This is a genomic window from Duganella sacchari, assembly GCF_900143065.1.
GTDB lineage: Bacteria > Pseudomonadota > Gammaproteobacteria > Burkholderiales > Burkholderiaceae_D > Rugamonas > Rugamonas sacchari.
Map to the genome: position 1 here is coordinate 35,683 of NZ_FRCX01000013.1, position 16,378 is coordinate 52,060.

General features: G+C 60.3%; 11 protein-coding genes and 1 pseudogene. 4 read left to right on the top strand and 8 right to left on the bottom strand.

Annotation, left to right across the window (positions count from 1 at the left end):
* Positions 1-53 precede the first annotated feature (53 nt).
* From BUA36_RS24205 to BUA36_RS24220, 4 genes and pseudogenes are all read right to left on the bottom strand, one after another.
* Positions 54-1,700, bottom strand: coding sequence for a SulP family inorganic anion transporter (locus BUA36_RS24205; protein WP_072788332.1), 1,647 nt, complete (start codon positions 1,698-1,700; stop codon positions 54-56).
* 145 nt (positions 1,701-1,845) lie between these two features.
* Complete coding sequence (locus BUA36_RS24210; protein WP_072788333.1) at positions 1,846-2,577, bottom strand: Imm52 family immunity protein; 732 nt, start codon at positions 2,575-2,577, stop codon at positions 1,846-1,848.
* A 98-nt stretch (positions 2,578-2,675) separates the two neighbouring features.
* Positions 2,676-3,161: pseudogene (locus BUA36_RS24215) on the bottom strand (methylated-DNA--[protein]-cysteine S-methyltransferase); the annotation flags it as partial.
* The gene (locus BUA36_RS24220) at positions 3,158-3,724 is read right to left on the bottom strand and encodes a TetR/AcrR family transcriptional regulator (protein ID WP_072788335.1); all 567 of its coding nucleotides are present in this window, start codon (positions 3,722-3,724) and stop codon (positions 3,158-3,160) included. The pseudogene BUA36_RS24215 and the gene BUA36_RS24220, both read right to left, overlap by 4 nt.
* Before the next feature lie 85 nt (positions 3,725-3,809).
* Between BUA36_RS24220 and BUA36_RS24225 the strand changes: the two genes are divergently transcribed.
* Positions 3,810-4,946: a thiolase family protein gene (locus tag BUA36_RS24225; protein ID WP_072788336.1), complete on the top strand. Its 1,137-nt coding sequence runs from the start codon at positions 3,810-3,812 to the stop codon at positions 4,944-4,946.
* Here BUA36_RS24225 and BUA36_RS24230 read toward each other — a convergent pair.
* On the bottom strand, positions 4,943-6,334 hold the full coding sequence (locus tag BUA36_RS24230) for a GGDEF domain-containing response regulator (protein ID WP_229255797.1): 1,392 nt from the start codon (positions 6,332-6,334) through the stop codon (positions 4,943-4,945). The two genes, BUA36_RS24225 and BUA36_RS24230, sit on opposite strands and share 4 nt — an antisense overlap.
* A gap of 302 nt (positions 6,335-6,636) precedes the next feature.
* Here BUA36_RS24230 and BUA36_RS24235 point away from each other — a divergent pair, with 302 nt between their 5' ends.
* Together BUA36_RS24235 and ku are read left to right on the top strand one after the other, a co-directional pair.
* On the top strand, positions 6,637-7,629 hold the full coding sequence (locus BUA36_RS24235; protein ID WP_072788342.1) for an SDR family oxidoreductase: 993 nt from the start codon (positions 6,637-6,639) through the stop codon (positions 7,627-7,629).
* 2 nt (positions 7,630-7,631) lie between these two features.
* Positions 7,632-8,597 (top strand): non-homologous end joining protein Ku, encoded by a 966-nt coding sequence (ku, locus tag BUA36_RS24240; RefSeq protein ID WP_072788345.1) that lies wholly within the window; start codon positions 7,632-7,634, stop codon positions 8,595-8,597.
* A 25-nt stretch (positions 8,598-8,622) separates the two neighbouring features.
* Here ku and ligD read toward each other — a convergent pair whose 3' ends face one another.
* Positions 8,623-11,121 carry a DNA ligase D gene (gene ligD / locus BUA36_RS24245; protein ID WP_072788347.1) on the bottom strand — a complete coding sequence of 833 codons (2,499 nt, stop codon included), beginning with the start codon at positions 11,119-11,121 and terminating at the stop codon, positions 8,623-8,625.
* Positions 11,122-11,275: 154 nt separating this feature from the next.
* Between ligD and BUA36_RS24250 the strand changes: the two genes are divergently transcribed.
* Positions 11,276-11,617, top strand: a complete 342-nt coding sequence (locus BUA36_RS24250) for a hypothetical protein (protein WP_072788349.1) — start codon at positions 11,276-11,278, stop codon at positions 11,615-11,617.
* 69 nt (positions 11,618-11,686) lie between these two features.
* Here BUA36_RS24250 and BUA36_RS24255 read toward each other — a convergent pair whose 3' ends face one another.
* Both BUA36_RS24255 and BUA36_RS24260 read right to left on the bottom strand, forming a co-directional pair.
* The gene (locus BUA36_RS24255) at positions 11,687-13,186 is read right to left on the bottom strand and encodes an efflux transporter outer membrane subunit (RefSeq protein WP_072788351.1); all 1,500 of its coding nucleotides are present in this window, start codon (positions 13,184-13,186) and stop codon (positions 11,687-11,689) included.
* A gap of 1 nt (position 13,187) precedes the next feature.
* Positions 13,188-16,376: an efflux RND transporter permease subunit gene (locus tag BUA36_RS24260; protein WP_072788353.1), complete on the bottom strand. Its 3,189-nt coding sequence runs from the start codon at positions 16,374-16,376 to the stop codon at positions 13,188-13,190.
* Positions 16,377-16,378 lie beyond the last annotated feature (2 nt).

Genomic DNA, 16,378 nt, shown 5'->3' on the forward strand with positions numbered 1-16,378 from the left:
CTACGACTTAGATCATAGGTTCAATCCAGCTTGAAGTCTATGTAAATTTGCGCTCAAGCAACATCCTTATGAGTATGTAATTGATCGAACGCATTAGCGGTACTCAGGAAGACTTTACCGTTCAATTCCTGCAGGAACGTACTATTGCGTAGACGATCCATGACCGGCCCTTTCACCTCGGCCAGGTGCAGGCCGATGCCGCGCCGCTTGACGCTTTGATTCAACTCCGACAGCGACATCAGCGCGGTCGTATCGATAGAGCTGACCGCCGACATCACCAGCACCAGGTCGCGCGCGCTGTGGTGCGTGGCCAGCTCGCATTCGATGCGTTCGCTCACCGCTTCCACGTTACCGAAGAACAAATTGGCATCGATGCGCAGCGCCAGCAATTCTGGCTGGGTTTCGGCCGGATAGCGCTCGATATTGCGGAAATGCTCGGTGCCGGCGATGCGCCCCAGCACCGCGATATGCGGACGGCTGGCGCGCCAGATCAGGGTGCCCATGGACAGCGCCACGCCGATGATCACACCCGCCTCCACCCCCAGCACCAGCACGCCGAGGCAGGTCGCGCCCCACGCCAGCGCATCGCCGCGGTCATACTGCCAGGCGGTGTGCAAAATCCCCATCTCCAGCATGCCCAGCACGGCAACGATGATGGTGGCCGCCAGCACCGGCAACGGTAGCAGCGACAGCCAGCCGGTTGGCGCCAACAATGCGCAGGCCAGCAGCATCGCCGTGATCAAACTCGCCAGCGGCGTGTTGGCGCCAGCGGCGAAATTCACGGCGGAACGCGACAGGCTGCCCGTCACCGGAAAACCGCCAGACAACGCGCTCGCCACATTGGCCGCACCGAGGCCGATCAGCTCATGATTGCTGACCAGCTTTTCATTGCGCTTGAGCGCCAGCGCCTGCGCGCCTGACATCGACATCAGGAACACGATAAAGCCGATCAGCAAACCCGGTTGCAGCAAGGCGCGCCAATGCGCGCTGGAGGACGCCAGATTCAGATGCGGCAGGCCAGCCGGCACGGCGCCGGTGGTGCGTATGCCCATCTCGGCCAGCCCTGTCGTCGCCATCAGCAGAATGCCGCCCAGGACCACAAACATCGGCGCCAGCTTGGCGCCAATATCGGCAGCGACGGGTGGCAGGCCGCAGCGTTTGAGCAGCGCCGCGCCATACATCCGCGCCAGCACCAGCACCAGCAGCGCGCCCACACCCAGCGCTGCGCTGGGCAGATGGGCCTGCGGCAGCGCTGCGCCAAGCAAGGTACGCAACTGATCGGTCGCGATGACAATGGCCGAGCCGACCGTAAAGCCGCTCATCACAGGACGGGAGAAAAAGTTGGCCAGAAAGCCCATGCGCAGCAAGCCGCACAGCAGCAGCACCGCGCCGGCCACCAGCGCCAGCTGCGCCGCCAGCACGCCCGCCAGGGCAGAACCCGGCGCAGCCATGGGGCCGATCGCAGCGGCGGTCATGAGCGAGATAATGGCCATCGGGCCGACCGACTGCGTCATGCTGCTGCCGAACAGCGCGTAGACAATGGGCGGCGCAATGCTGGCATAGATCCCGACCACCGGCGGCAGCCCCGCCACCAGCGCATAGGCCATACCTTGCGGAATCATCATCATCGCCACCACCAGCCCGGCACTGATATCGCCCGGGAGCTGGTGACGCCGGTATCGCTTCAACCATTGCAACATTTTGTTCGTTACGGCTCAACTTGGAAATGCCGTCAGTTTACCGTAAATAATTATTTTTCATAAGCTTATTTCAAAAAGTCATAAGCAATAGTATGGCGGTCTAAGAATCACCCTACTCCGTCATATGGAGCAGCAAGTAGATGGTTCAAAACTGGGTCAAGAACTCTCTCAGCGTAGGCAAAAGATCTTGATCGACGAGCCGGGTTTCGATTGCATTTGCGATCTGGACATGTGCTGGATTTTCGGCAGAGAAGACGTCGGTAGTGGAAACGAGGAGCGTGCCTGATACGCCCTTCTTCTGCTTGTCCGCAATGACGATGACTTGCGCTGCCTCTGGGACCTGTTGAGGTGTTAATTCAAAGGGAAGATAAATCATCCATCCCACTGGCGGACGATCCTGGAAAATTTTGTGGTCGTCATATCCCCATGGCGTCACTTTTATTAGCATAGGATTCCAGATATCCACGATTCCACGTACCAGCTCGACTACGTTTTGATAATCCTCAAAAGCCCGAATGCCGTCTTCGATCAAGGACAGATTTGAGGGAATACGGCCCGTGTTATACATCGTCGTAAGTGTTGTTCCTCCCGCATTTTCTTGTCCATTCCAAACGCCAAGTGTGCGCAAATCCGACGCGTGGCTGTCCTTATCTGCCCTGGCGATAGCAAGGGCCGCATCGGTCGGGCCAGTCGTGTTAAAAGCGGCGTTTAGGCGTGAATTGGCAGGGGTGTCAGCGGGAGGACACCAATCGCTAATCGGAAGACCGATTGTCGCTAGAACTGACGCTAGCTTCCACAGATCGTAATATTGATCTTCTATTGTCGGTAAAGTTACGCCTGTTCGAAAATTGGCGCTAATTTTAAGGTAGAGGCTCATGGTGTCAGATGCCTTGCGATTGGAAAAAATCCTGGAAGACCTCAGCAGAGTAACGGTAGCTTAACGGTTGCATGAAAATGCCGAAGCACATTTCAGCAAGTCAGCGCACCTTCGATGGTCAACAGCGTTTGCTTGGCGGCCAGGCCGCCGGCAAAGCCAGTCAGCTCGCCGCTGGCGCCAATCACGCGGTGGCATGGGGCGATGATGGAGATGGGGTTGCGGCCGTTCGCCGCGCCCACGGCGCGTACCGCCGCAGGTTTGCCGATCTGTCTGGCGATCTGGGAGTAGGTCCTGGTTTCGCCGAACGGTATCGTCAGCAACGCCGCCCAGACCTGCTGCTGGAAATCCGTCCCTTTGAAGTCCAGTTTGACCTCGAACCTGCTGCGCTGGCCGGCAAAGTATTCGGCCAGTTGCTCGGCCACTTTCGCCAGCACGGCGCTGCTGCGGTTTTCGATCATGGGTTCCAGCCGCACGCGGTTCGGGCGCTCGTTTTCCCACAGTATGGCGGCCAGCACGTCGCCTTTGGCCACCAGCTGCAGTTTGCCCACTGGGGATGCCGCCCACATGTAATCGTAATGCGTCATGCGGTCAGCGACTGCTTGACGGCTTCCAGGATTTCCACCGACAGCGCTTCGTCATCCACCGCGCGTGACAGGACGATGGCGCCGACCATGGCGGCGTAGGTGGCAATCGCCTGCTTGCGGCGCTCGGCCGCGTCGTCCCCGGTCATCAGCTGTTCCAGCACTGCCATCTGGCCGACCGCGCCCTCCGCGATCGCGTGACGGGCCTTGCCGCCAAGGCGGGCGATATCCGCGCCCAGCGCGGTGACGGAGCAGCCTTTCTCTGGATGGTCGCGATGCTTGATGGTCAGGTAGCCATCGGTGATTTTCTCCATCGCCGCCTCCCGGCCTTCGGCCAGATAGCCCTCCCAGCGCTCGACCGATTTTTTCAGCGCATGCGCGGTGGCCTCTGCCAGCAGGTCTTCTTTGGACGCGAAATGGCCGTAGAAACCGCCATGCGTCAGCCCAGCGCTCTTCATCAAATCGGCGACACCAATGCCGTCATACCCTTTTTCACGGAACAGCCGTGCGGCTGTTTCCACGATGCGCTCACGGTTGAGCGCTACCTGTTCCCTGCTGACTTTCATGATCGTCTCCCACTTCTACACTATTGACAGTATATATTATGGGCGTAATATATCAAACATTACGATCATCATTTAAAGGTGCATCATGAAAGCAGTTATCAGTGGCTATGCCCGTTCGCCCTTTCATTTCTCCCGCAAAGGCAAGCTGGCCGAGGTGCGTCCCGACGACCTCGGCGCGCAGGTAGTCAAGGGCCTGATGCAGCGTACCGGCGTCGATCCCGCCTTGCTGGACGACGTTATCCTCGGCTGCGCTTATCCCGAGTCCTCGCAAGGCAATAACCTGGCGCGCATCGTCTCGCTGCTGGCGGGATTCCCGCATGCGGTCAGCGCCATGACCATCAATCGCTTCTGCGGCTCGTCGATGTCGGCAATCCACATCGCCGCCGCGAATATCGAGGCGGGACTGGGCGAGGCCTATCTGTGCGTAGGCGTGGAGTCGATGACCATGGTGCCGCAAGGTGGCTTCAACTTCTCCCCTCACCCGCAACTGCTGGCCGATACCGATGCCTACATCAGCATGGGGGACACCGCCGAAAACGTCGCCCGCAAATACGAAGTGGCGCGCGCCGATCAGGAGCTGCTGGCGCTGCAATCGCACCAGAAGGCCGCCGCCGCGCGCGAAGCGGGCCGCTTGAAGGACGAAATCGTCGCCATCACCACAGCCAACGGCGACGTCATCGCCGAAGATGGCTGTATCCGCCCTGGCACCACGCTGGAAGCGCTGGCGTCACTCAAGCCGGTATTCGATCCGGAACATGGCGTGGTCACGGCCGGCACTTCGTCGCCGCTGACCGATGGCGCGTCGGCGGTGCTGGTAACATCCGAGGCATTCGCCCGCCAGCACGGCCTGCAACCGACCGCGCGCATTGTTTCGATGGCCGCTGTCGGCTGCGATCCCGCACTGATGGGCATAGGCCCGATTCCGGCCACGCAAAAAGCCCTGCGGCTGGCGGGCCTGACGGCGGAGGATATCGATGTCGCGGAAATCAACGAAGCCTTTGCCTCGCAGGCGCTGGCCTGCGTGCGCGAACTCGGGATCCGGCCGGAGGTGTTGAATCTGGATGGGGGCGGCATGGCGATCGGCCATCCACTGGGCGCAACGGGTGCGCGCATCACGGGCAAGGCGGCATCGCTACTGGCGCGGACAGGCGGCCGCTACGCACTGGCCGCCCAGTGCATCGGCGGCGGCCAGGGTATCGCGACGATACTGGAGAAGATTTAAGCAGCAACCTCGATGCAGTTGCGGCCAGCGCGCTTGGCGCGGTGCAGCGCCGCATCGAGACGATCCAGCACAATGGCACTGCCCTCATCCGGCGCCACTTGCGTCACGCCCAGGCTGATGCTGACCGTGGCGCCATAACCGGCGCTCGGCAGGTCCGCCTCGGCAATTGCGCCGCGCAGTTTTTCCGCCAGACGGACCGCATCCGCTGCGGTGGTATGCGTGGCCACGATCAGGAATTCTTCACCGCGCATGCGCGCCAGCATATCGGAGGTACGCAGGCGGCCCATCACCGTTTCGGCAATCTTGCGCAAGACAGGATCGCCGACGGCGGAACCGTATAAATCATTGGACGAATGGAAGCTGCCAACGTCAAACGACAGCACGGCCAATGGCAAGCCATAACGGCGTGCGCGGCGGATTTCATTGTCCAGCATGTCCTCGCCCGCGCGGCGATTGGCGGCGCCGGTGATCGCGTCCACGGTGCTCATTTGCGACAGCTGGCCGGACAGCGCATCGTTCTGGTGCTTCAATTCGCTCATGCCCAGGCCAAAGCTGACAAATTGCGCCAGGCTGGCAAAGCAGGCAAACTGCTCGCGCGAGAACGTGACGTGGCGGTCGAACATCAGGCAGATGGCGCCGATTTCAGGTCCGCCCGGTTCCGCGCGCAGCGGCAGCGCCAGCACCATGCGGACATTGCGGTCATGCAGCGCCATGGCCAGCTCCGGATCGCCCGACTTCTCTGGCGCATCCAGCAGCACCATCTCGCCGCGCGACACCGCCATCAGCGGCGGGAACACATCGCGCAACGGCGACTGCAGCAAACGGTCGCGGCGCTGCAGCAGCCGCGCCAGGTCCAGGTGATTACGCGCTTCCTGCGCCACCAGTTGCAGGTCGCCGCGCTCCTTGATGTGCAGCAGCGAGGTATGGCGCACGCCCGGGAAATTGCACAGCGCCAGACAGATCTGCGACGCCATGGTGTTGATGTTGTCGATACCGCCCAATGCGCGTTGCAGGCTGCGCTGCACGCCCAGCAGGTCGCGCAGCTCTTTTTCCTTGTCCAGCAGCGTTTGCTGCATGGCGGCGGCAGGGTCTCCCGGCACCGTTAGCGCCTGCTTGACGGCCTGTTGCAGTTCATCGTTGAGCACAGGGCAAATACGGTAATCGAACGTGCCATACGCCATCAGCTCCGGCAGCCAGGCGCTATGTTCATAGGTGCACAGCAGCAAAATCGGCTTGCCGGACCGGCTACGGATCAGCGCGCCCACGCCGGCCAGCTGGTTCAGGTGTTCAAACCCGGTGAGGTCGAGGATCAGCAGATCGGTGTCGCGCTTGGCCACCGCAGTGGCAGCGCTGTCGACGCTATCGCAGAGGGTAAATTGCGAAAACAATTCCCCACAGCAGGACTGAAACTCCGCGCGGCGATCACTGCTCGGATTAAAAAACACGCCTGTGCTATTCGGTCGGCTGAATGCATCCGCCATGATGTTACTCCCTGCTTTGGTTTTTAGATCTAATTATAAAAATGTCTCTCCTGCCTAGTGTGCCATAAAGTTCATAAATAGCAATATTTTTTGCATTATAGATCAGATTTTTTTTTGCGATCCGTGGTTTGCCTGCATGTGTTAACAAGCGCACCGTCAACCATGGGAGCGGCACCAATACTGTGTTCTCAAGGGTTAAGGAGAACACCATGTCAAATTCGGAAAACCGCGCAGATCCGGGCGCGGCCAGCTTGCAGCGTGAAATTCAGCAGCGCCAGGACCAGACCGACCAGCAGGCTCAGCGCGCGAGTACCGTCAAGGACCAGGGCCCGGTCCAGACCACCGAACACGTTTACCCCGGCACGCCGCTACCGGCCCAGCACCTGGAAAAACCGGGGCTGGAAGCCGATATGCAGCAGAAACCGGAATTTCTCGCGCCGGACTACTGCGGCAGCGGCAAACTGGCCGGCATGGCGGCCATCATTACCGGTGGTGACTCCGGCATCGGCCGCGCCGTCGCCGTGCTGTATGCGCGCGAAGGCGCGGATGTGGCCATCGTCTACCTGAACGAGGACCAGGATGCGGAAGACACCAAGCGCTATGTGGAAGCGGAAGGCCAGGCCTGCCTGCTGATCCGCGGCGACGTGCGCGATGCAGCGTTCTGCCGCGATGCTGTCCATCAGGCGCATGAACGCTTTGGCCGCCTGGACATCCTGGTCAACAACGCAGCCTTCCAGGAACACGCGGAAAAACTGACTGACTTGACGGAAGACCGCTTTGACCTGACCATGAAGACCAATGTCTACGGCTACTTCCACATGGCCAAAGCCGTCCTGCCTTACCTCAAGCGCGGCGCTTCAATCATCAATACAGGCTCGGTGACAGGGCTGGAGGGCTCGAAGCATCTGCTGGACTATTCGACCACCAAGGGTGCGATCCATGCATTCACGATGTCGCTGGCCTCCAACCTGCTGGAGCAAGGCATACGCGTCAACGCGGTGGCGCCGGGGCCGGTGTGGACTCCGTTGAATCCCGCCGATGCGCCGGCAGAGAAAGTGGCGCAGTTTGGCGCGACCACGGACATGAAACGTCCGGCCCAGCCGCAGGAACTGTCGCCGTCATATGTGTTCCTGGCGGCGCCCTGCTGCTCCAGCTACATCACCGGCATCGTGTTGCCGGTCACCGGCTCGGTGGGGAGCTGACCATGGCCGCGCGCGCGTTGTGGAAAGGGGCGATCAGTTTCGGGCTGGTCTACATTCCGGTTGAAATGTACACGGCCGTGCAGGAGCACGACCTGGATCTGACCATGCTGGACAAGCGCGACTTCTCGCCCATCGGCTACAAGCGCTATAACAAAAGCAGCGGCAAGGAGGTCAGCTGGGATCACATCGTCAAGGGTTACGAATATGAAGACGACGAGTATGTGGTGCTTTCGGACGAAGACCTGAAACGCGCCAATGTCGAGGCCACGCAGACCATCGACATCATGGCCTTCGTCGATGCGGCCGACGTGCCGCTCACCTACTATGAAACGCCCTACTATCTCGCGCCCTCGCGCGGCGGCGGCAAGGTGTATGCGCTGCTGCGCGAGACTCTGCGCAAGGCCGGCAAGCTGGGCATCGCCACGGTGGTGATGCGTACCAAGCAGCATCTGTGCGCGCTGGTGTGCGTGGAAGACAAGATCGTGTTGAATACACTGCGCTATGCGACCGAGATCCGTAGCGCGGAAGAGTTGAAGCTGCCGCCGGCGACCTTGAAGGCCGCCGGCATCAGCGATAAGGAACTCAAAATGGCGCTGTCGCTGGTGGAAGGCATGAGCGCGGAATGGAAGCCGGAGCAGTACCACGACACCTACAAGGAAGACGTGCTCGCACTGGTAAAGAAAAAGATCAAGGCCGGACAGACCAAGACCATCACCGCACCCGAGAAGGAGGCTGCGGCGCCCAAGGCTTCGAATGTGGTCGATCTGGTGGCGCTGTTGCAGGATAGCCTGGGCAAACGCGGCAAGCCGCGCCGAGCCGCCGCCGAGGACGAGGAAGAAGAAGCGCCACCGAAAAAGCGCAGCACCAAGTCCACCACCACACGCCGTACCAGCAGCACAAGCAAAACCGCCGCTCATACTGCTGCGCGCCGGACCAAATCCGCCACCACGCGCGCCAAGGCGGCGTAAGCGCCGCAGCTTCACTATCCTTGCCTCAGCTGGCGCCCGGCTTGAACTTCATCAGCTTCATGGCGGCAGAGAGGCCCTTGGCCGATTTGGCGTAATCGTCCCACGGCGCGTTGCCGGCATCCAGGCGCGTGTGCACATTGCTGACGTTCCACTGATCGGCGCCATGCAGGCTATCCAGTTCCTCCCACGTGATCGGCACCGAGATACCCAGGCCTGGCCGCGTGCGCGCTGACCATGCGGCCACCGTCGTCGCGCCGCGTCCATTGCGCAAGTAGTCGATGAAGATTTTGCCGACGCGATTGCGCGGGCCGCTTTTCAACACCAGCCGTTCCGGTATCGTCTCCGCCATATGGGCGACGATCGCCTGCGAGAAGTCCTTCACGTCATCCCAGCCGTAACCCGGTTTCACCGGCACCACCACATGCAAGCCCTTGCCGCCGCTGGTTTTCAGGAACGCCGCCAGGCCCAGTTGGTCCAGGAAAGCGCGCAGCAATACCGCAGCCTCCTGTACCTGACGCCAGGTAACGCCCTTGCCGGGATCGAGGTCGAATACCATGCGGTTGGGTTTCTCGTAGCTGCTGCCATTGGCGTTCTGCGTATGCAGCTCCACCACATTCATCTGCGCGGCGGATAACAGCGCTTGTTCCGATGGCACTTCCAGCATGGGCGGATGCGCGGGATCGAGCGACTGCTTGAACTGCTTCACGCCAGGCATGCGAGAAATTTCGGCGTGCTTCTGGAAGAACAACTCGCCGCCGACGCCTTCCGGCGCCCGCACCAGCGAGACCGGGCGGCCTTTCAGATGCGGAATCATCAGGTCCGCCACCAGCGCGTAGTAGCGTATCAGCGCGATTTTTGTCGCACCGCTTTCCTTGTCGATAACGCGATCAGGGTTGGTAATTTTCATGGAACTGAGCGCAGTTTGCATGACCGGTTCCTCCTTGATGTGCCTGGGCTCCTCGCGCACGATAACGCTGGCCTTCTTGTCCTTGCGCAGTCCTTTGAAGACAGCGTGCCGGATGGAGCCCGAATGCGTCCACTCGCCGAAACTCACTTCCGCAACCAGTGCAGGCTTGAGCCAATGGGCTTTCTTGTCGATCTCGCGGCTGGGGGCGAAAGGACTTTTATCGGCGTGCAGCTTGTCCATTCTGGATTTCAGCGCATTCAATGAAGCAGCGGTAAAACCGCTGCCGACATTGCCCGCGTAGTGCAGCTTGCCGTCCTTGTCATAGGTTCCAAGCAGGAGTGAGCCGAAACCGCTGCGCGAGCCTTGCGGATCGGTATATCCACCGATGACGAACTCCTGCCGCAGACCGCATTTGAGTTTGATCCAGGCGCCGTTGCGGCGCGAACTATATGGCGCATCGCGCCGTTTGCCGATGATGCCCTCAAGCCCCATCTGGCAGGCGGCGGCGATCATGTCCTGCGGCGGCGCATTGAGCGCGGTACTGAAGCGCACATTATCGGTCTGGCGTTTGACCAGCACTTTTTCCAGAATGGCGCGGCGCTGCTCCAGCGGCGTATCGCGCAGGTCGTGACCATTGTGGAACGGCAGATCAAACAGGAAGTAGACGATGTTACCGGGATTGTCTTCGTCGAAGGCGTTTTGCAGCAGGCCGAAATCCGGTCGGCCCTCATCATCATGGACGACGATTTCGCCGTCATACCAACCGGATGGGAATTTGAGCCTGGCCAGTTCGTCGCGCAGCGGCTGCAGCTTGTGCGTCCAGTCGTTGCCGTTGCGGGTGATGAGGCGGATGTCCTTGCCGTCGATGCGGGCCAGCAGGCGGTAGCCGTCAAACTTGACTTCGAACAGCCAGTCGGCAGGTCCCGATGGCGGTGCATCGACCAGCGTCGCCAGTTGTGGCGACAGCGACTCAGGCAACGCGGCCTTGGGCGCTGCGCGTTCGGCTGCCGCGCCATCCACCGGTGCGGCGGTTGCGGAGACAGCGGCGGGAGCGCCCGGTGCGTCCGGCATCGGTAGCGCTTTGACGCTGTCCGGCATTTCATCGACCACACTGAACTCGTCAGCGGAGCGCGCGTACTCGTCGTTCTCCTTGATGAGCAGCCACGGTTCCTGCTTTTCGCCTTTGCCTTTCATCCGCACCAGCACCCAGCGGCCGTGCATCTTGTGGCCGTTGATCTCGAACTTCAAATTGCCGGCCTTGAGCGCCTTGCGCGGATCGTCAAGCGGGCGCCATGTGCCCTTGTCCCAGATGATGACCTTACCCGCGCCATACTGCTTGGGCGGTATCGTGCCTTCAAAGTCGTTATAGGAAATCGGGTGGTCTTCCACATGCACGGCCATGCGCTTGTCGTGCGTGTCGTAACTGGGACCTTTAGGCACGGCCCAACTCATCATGACGCCATCGAGTTCAAGCCGGAAGTCGTAATGCAGGCGCGAAGCCCAGTGCTTCTGGATCACGAAGGTCAGCGCCTCCCTACCCTCCTCGCCGCCCTCAGCGGGTTCCGGCGTGATAGCGAAGTTGCGCTTGGCCTTGTAAGTTTTGAGCGAGCCTTTCATATCGCCAGACTAGGCCTGTCCGCCCGCCATCACTGTGCGATGGCGAACATGTAAGCGATTGTAAAGCCCGTCAACGATGAGAAACCGGGACGCGTTTTACGCTCAGAGACGCAGGAATTGTCCTGGGCCCTGAACCTCCACAAAGGATTACATCATGAAAAAAGTTATCGCTACCCTGATCGCTGGCCTGTTCGCTACCGCTGCATTCGCACAAGCCCCTGCTCCTGCAACCCCTGCCGCTGCCAAGGCAGAAGCCAAGGAAACCAAAGCTGTCGCCAAAGCAGACGCCAAAGAAACCAAGGCTGAAGTAAAAGCCGAAGCCAAGACCGCCAAGGCAGAAGCCGATGCAAAAAAAGACGTCGCCGTCGCCAAGGCTGAAGAAAAAGCTGACAAGGCCGACGCTCACGCCAAAGCCGCAAAAACCAAATCCAAAGCCCACGCCAAAGCTGAAAAAGCCGAAGCCGCAGCCACTCCAGCACCAGTCACCACCAAGTAATCATCGTCGCTCCCGCGCCAGCGGGAATAGCGCGAAAAAAAAGCGAACCTTTCGGTTCGCTTTTTGTTTTTACTTCTGCGCCAACGTGGTTGGCGACGTTACTGTATCACCCCAGCCACCGCCCAGCGCGCGGATCAGCGCCACCGTGGTCACTGCGCGAGTACCACGCAGCTGCACCGCACTGCGTTCCACCGACGCCAGATTGCGCTGTGCATCCAGCAGATCCAGATAGCTCGAACGGCCGGCCGTGTACAGCTTCTGCGCCAGATCAGCCGAGCGGCGGGCTGACACCACGGCATCATCAATCTGCGCCGTCTGGCCAGCCAGAACACGCAAACCTGCCAGATTGTCTTCCACTTCCGCAAACGCCGTCAGCACATTCTGGCGGTAAGTACCAATCGACTCTTCCAGCGCCGCTTCACTGCGCTGGATGTTGGACCTGTTACGTCCACCATCGATCAGCGGCATCGACAGCGCTGCGCCCAGCAGCCACGAACGGCTGCTCCACTTGAACACATCGGCCACGGTATTACCCGACGTGCCGCCCGCATTCGCGTTCAGCATCAGCGATGGGAACATCGCCGAACGGGCGACACCGATCCGTGCATTCGACGCTTCCATCGCGCGCTGTGCGGCGGCGATGTCCGGACGGCGCTCCAGCAGGGTCGATGGCAGGCCGGCAGGAATCACTGGCAGCAGGGTGCTGTCCAGCAGCGGGCTGTTACCAGCCGTATAGGTGGCCGCTGGTTTGCCCAGCAGGACCGCCAGCGCATGCTCGGTGGTCGCACGCTGACGCTGCAAGCCGATGGCTTCCGCTTTCGCGGTCGCCAGCTCGGTCTTGGCGCGCGACAGATCGAACTCGCCAATGTCGCCCAGGTCGAAACGGCGCTGGTTGACTTTGACGTTTTCTTCGCGGGTCTGCACCGTGCGGTTCAAGGTTTCCAGCTCAGCGTCGGTGGAACGCAGACGGAAGTACGTCTGCGCCACATCCGCTTGCACCGACAGCAGCACCGAACGGTAATTCGCTTCTACCGAAGCCGCATCACCGCGCGCAGCCGCCACGTTCGACGAGACGCGGCCGAACAGGTCAACCTCGTAGCTCGCCGTCAGGTTGGCGTTGAATACCTTGGACGGCGACACTGGCGTACCAGCTGGCAGCCCCAGCGCCACATCCGACTGCTGCAGGCGCTGGGCACCGGCTGCAACGCCTACCTGTGGAATACGGTCCGCTTCAGCGATGCCGGCGATGGCGCGGGCCTGCTTGACGCGGGCCGCAGCCACGGCCAGGTTGGCGTTGGCGCGGGTAGCTTCGTTGACCAGCTCATTGAGCGCTGGATCGTTGAACGCCAGCCACCATTCGCCGCGTGGCTGCGCTTCCGCAGCCTGCGCCTGTTTCCAGGTGCTACCGTCGGCAGCGGTTTTCACCGCAGCCTTCGGCGCTTGCGATTCCTTGAACGCGGTCGGCACTTCCATCGCAGGCTGCTTGAATTCCGGTGCGGCGCACGCGGTCATCAGCAAGGCCGCCAGGATAGGCGCGACACCTTTTGCGATCATATGCAGCTTGTTCATATTAGTGAGTCCCTTCCAGTTTGGCCGGAGCAGCTTCCGCCACCACGGCTGGTTTTTTCTTTTCCAGACGCACAGCCAGGGTACGCAGCAGGACGTAGAACACCGGCGTCAGGAACAGGCCGAAGAAGGTCACGCCCAGCATGCCGGCAAACACCGCCACACCCATTGCATGACGCATTTCCGAACCTGCACCGTGCGAGAACACCAGTGGCAGCACGCCCATGATGAATGCGATCGACGTCATCAGAATCGGACGCAGACGCAGACGGCAGGCTTCCAGCGCAGCTTCAACGATCGAACGGCCATGGTGTTCCAGTTCACGTGCAAACTCCACAATCAGAATCGCATTCTTCGACGCCAGACCAACCAGCACGAACAGCGCAATCTGGGTGAACACGTTGTTGTCGCCGTGGGTCAGTTTCACGCCAATCAGCGCGCACAGAATCGACATCGGCACAATCAGGATCACCGCCAGCGGCAGGGTCCAGCTTTCGTACTGCGCAGCCAGCACCAGGAACACCAGCAGCACGCACAGTGGGAACACGTAAATCATGGTGTTACCCGACAGGATGTCCTGATACACCAGCTCAGTCCATTCGTAGCTGATACCTTTCGGCAGGACTTCGTTGACGATCTTGGTCATCTCGGCCTGTGCTTCGCCAGTCGATACGCCAGGCGCCGGTGCACCGTTGATCTCTGCTGCCACGTAAGCGTTGTAGCGCTGTACACGGTCCGGGCCATAGCTGTCTTTCACACGCATCAGCGAGGACAGCGGAATCATTTCACCCTTGTCGTTGCGGACTTTCAGCTGGGCGATGTCTTCTGCGTGCGAACGGAACTGCTGGTCAGCCTGCACACGCACCTGGTAGGTACGGCCAAACTGGTTGAAGTCATTCACATACAGCGAGCCCAGATTGATCTGCAAGGTCTGGTAAATCGTATTCAGCGGCACGCCCAGTTGCTTGGCTTTGGCGCGGTCGATGTCAGCAAACAGCTGCGGCACGTTGATCTGGTAGCTCGAGAAGACGCCAGCCAGTTTCGGGTTCTGCCATGCTTTCATCTGCACTGCCTGCACCGCTTTGTACAGCGCGTCGTAACCCAGGTTGTCGCGGTCTTCGACCATCAGCTTGAAGCCACCGGTGGTACCCAGGCCACTCACAGGTGGAGGACCCAGCACCATCACAAACGCGCCTTCGATCGAACCCATACGCTTGTTGATTTCAGCGGCAATCGCATCGGCCGAGGTTTCCTTGGTCGTACGCTTGTCGAACGGCGCCAGGCCGACGAACACGATACCGGCGTTAGGCGCATTGGTGAAGCCGTTGATCGACAGGCCAGGGAAGGAGATCGAGTTCTCCACGCCAGGGATATCCTTGGCGATGTCCGACATCTTGCGGATCACGGCGTCGGTACGGTCCAGCGATGCAGCGTCAGGCAGCTGTGCGAAGCCGATCAGGTACTGCTTGTCCTGCGATGGCACGAAGCCTGGAGGCACCAGCTTGAACATGAAGCCAGCAGCAACCGCCAGCACGGCATACACCACCAGCGACGAGCCTTTGCGTTTCAGCACGCCAGTCACGCCAGTTTCATAGCTGTGCGAGGCACGGTTGAAGAAGCGGTTGAACCAGGCGAAGAAACCGCCAAACACCTTGTCCATGCCACGGGTCACCACGTCTTTCGGTGCATCGTGCGATTTCAGCAGCGATGCGGCCAGCGCCGGCGCCAGGGTCAGCGAGCTGAATGCCGAGATCACGGTCGAAATCGCGATGGTCAGTGCGAACTGCTTGTAGAACTGGCCCGACAGACCGGATACGAAAGCGATCGGCACAAACACGGCGCACAGTACCAGTGCAATCGCGATGATCGGACCACTCACCTCTTTCATCGCCTGGATGGTCGCATCGCGTGGATTCAGACCGTCGTGAATATTACGTTCGACGTTTTCCACCACCACGATCGCATCATCGACCACGATACCGATGGCCAGCACAAGGCCGAACAGCGACAGCGTGTTGATCGAGAAGCCAAAGGCCAGCATCACGGCAAAGGTACCTACCACCGACACCGGAACAGCCAGCAGCGGAATCACCGATGCGCGCCAGGTTTGCAGGAAGATGATCACCACCAGCGCCACCAGAATGATCGCTTCGACCAGGGTGTGGATCACGGCGTTGATCGACTCACGCACGAATTGGGTCGGGTCGTATACAACGCTGTATTCGACGCCTTCCGGGAAATCTTTCGACAGGCGGGCCATGGTTTCGCGCACATCATGCGACAGCTGCAGTGCATTCGCGTTAGGTGCTTCGAAAATTGGAATCGCCACCGCCGATTTGTTGTTCAGCAGCGAGCGCAGTGCGTAGGAGTTCGAACCCATCTCCAGGCGAGCCACGTCCTTCAGCAGCGTTACCGCGCCGTCGGCATTGGTCTTCAGGATGATGTTGCCGAATTCTTCTTCCGACTGCAGACGGCCTTGCGTGTTCACGGTCAGCTGGAAGTCAGCATTTTTTGCTGGTCCCTGGCCGATCACACCGGCTGCCACCTGAACGTTCTGCTCGCGGATCGACGCCACCACGTCGCCAGCGGTCAGACCGCGTTGGGCGACTTTCTGTGGATCGAGCCAGACGCGCATCGCGTAGTCGCCGGAACCGAACAGCTGTACCTCGCCCATGCCAGGCAGACGCGCCAACTGGTCCTTGATGTTAAGCACCGCGTAATTGCGCAGATACAGGTCGTCGTAACGGCCGTTCGGCGAATTCAGGTGGACCACCATGGTCAGGTTAGGCGACGACTTGACGGTCGTCACACCGATCTGGCGCACTTCTTCCGGCAGGCGTGGCAGCGCGCGCTGAACGCGGTTCTGCACTTGCGTTTCCGCCTGCTCGACGTTGGTGCCGATCTTGAAGGTGACGGTCAGCGCCAGCGCGCCATCCGAGGTGTTTTGCGAGGACATGTACAGCATGTTCTCGACACCGTTGATCTGTTCCTCAAGCGGTGCAGCCACGGTTTCCGCAATGATCTTCGGATTCGCACCAGGATACTGCGCACGCACCACCACGGATGGCGGCACCACGTCCGGGTACTCCGAGATCGGTAGCTTGAAAATCGATATCAAGCCGGCGACAAAGATAACGATCGACAGTACCGCCGCGAAGATCGGCTTGTCGACGAAAAATCGAGAGATATTCATTT

Excerpts from the sequence above, each read along its gene's own strand:
- BUA36_RS24205 (WP_072788332.1), bottom strand. The coding sequence starts at position 1,700 with ATGTTGCAATGGTTGAAGCGATACCGGCGTCACCAGCTCCCGGGCGAT.
- BUA36_RS24210 (WP_072788333.1), bottom strand. The coding sequence starts at position 2,577 with ATGAGCCTCTACCTTAAAATTAGCGCCAATTTTCGAACAGGCGTAACT.
- BUA36_RS24220 (WP_072788335.1), bottom strand. The coding sequence starts at position 3,724 with ATGAAAGTCAGCAGGGAACAGGTAGCGCTCAACCGTGAGCGCATCGTG.
- BUA36_RS24225 (WP_072788336.1), top strand. The coding sequence starts at position 3,810 with ATGAAAGCAGTTATCAGTGGCTATGCCCGTTCGCCCTTTCATTTCTCC.
- BUA36_RS24235 (WP_072788342.1), top strand. The coding sequence starts at position 6,637 with ATGTCAAATTCGGAAAACCGCGCAGATCCGGGCGCGGCCAGCTTGCAG.
- ku (WP_072788345.1), top strand. The coding sequence starts at position 7,632 with ATGGCCGCGCGCGCGTTGTGGAAAGGGGCGATCAGTTTCGGGCTGGTC.
- ligD (WP_072788347.1), bottom strand. The coding sequence starts at position 11,121 with ATGAAAGGCTCGCTCAAAACTTACAAGGCCAAGCGCAACTTCGCTATC.
- BUA36_RS24250 (WP_072788349.1), top strand. The coding sequence starts at position 11,276 with ATGAAAAAAGTTATCGCTACCCTGATCGCTGGCCTGTTCGCTACCGCT.
- BUA36_RS24255 (WP_072788351.1), bottom strand. The coding sequence starts at position 13,186 with ATGAACAAGCTGCATATGATCGCAAAAGGTGTCGCGCCTATCCTGGCG.
- BUA36_RS24260 (WP_072788353.1), bottom strand. The coding sequence starts at position 16,376 with ATGAATATCTCTCGATTTTTCGTCGACAAGCCGATCTTCGCGGCGGTA.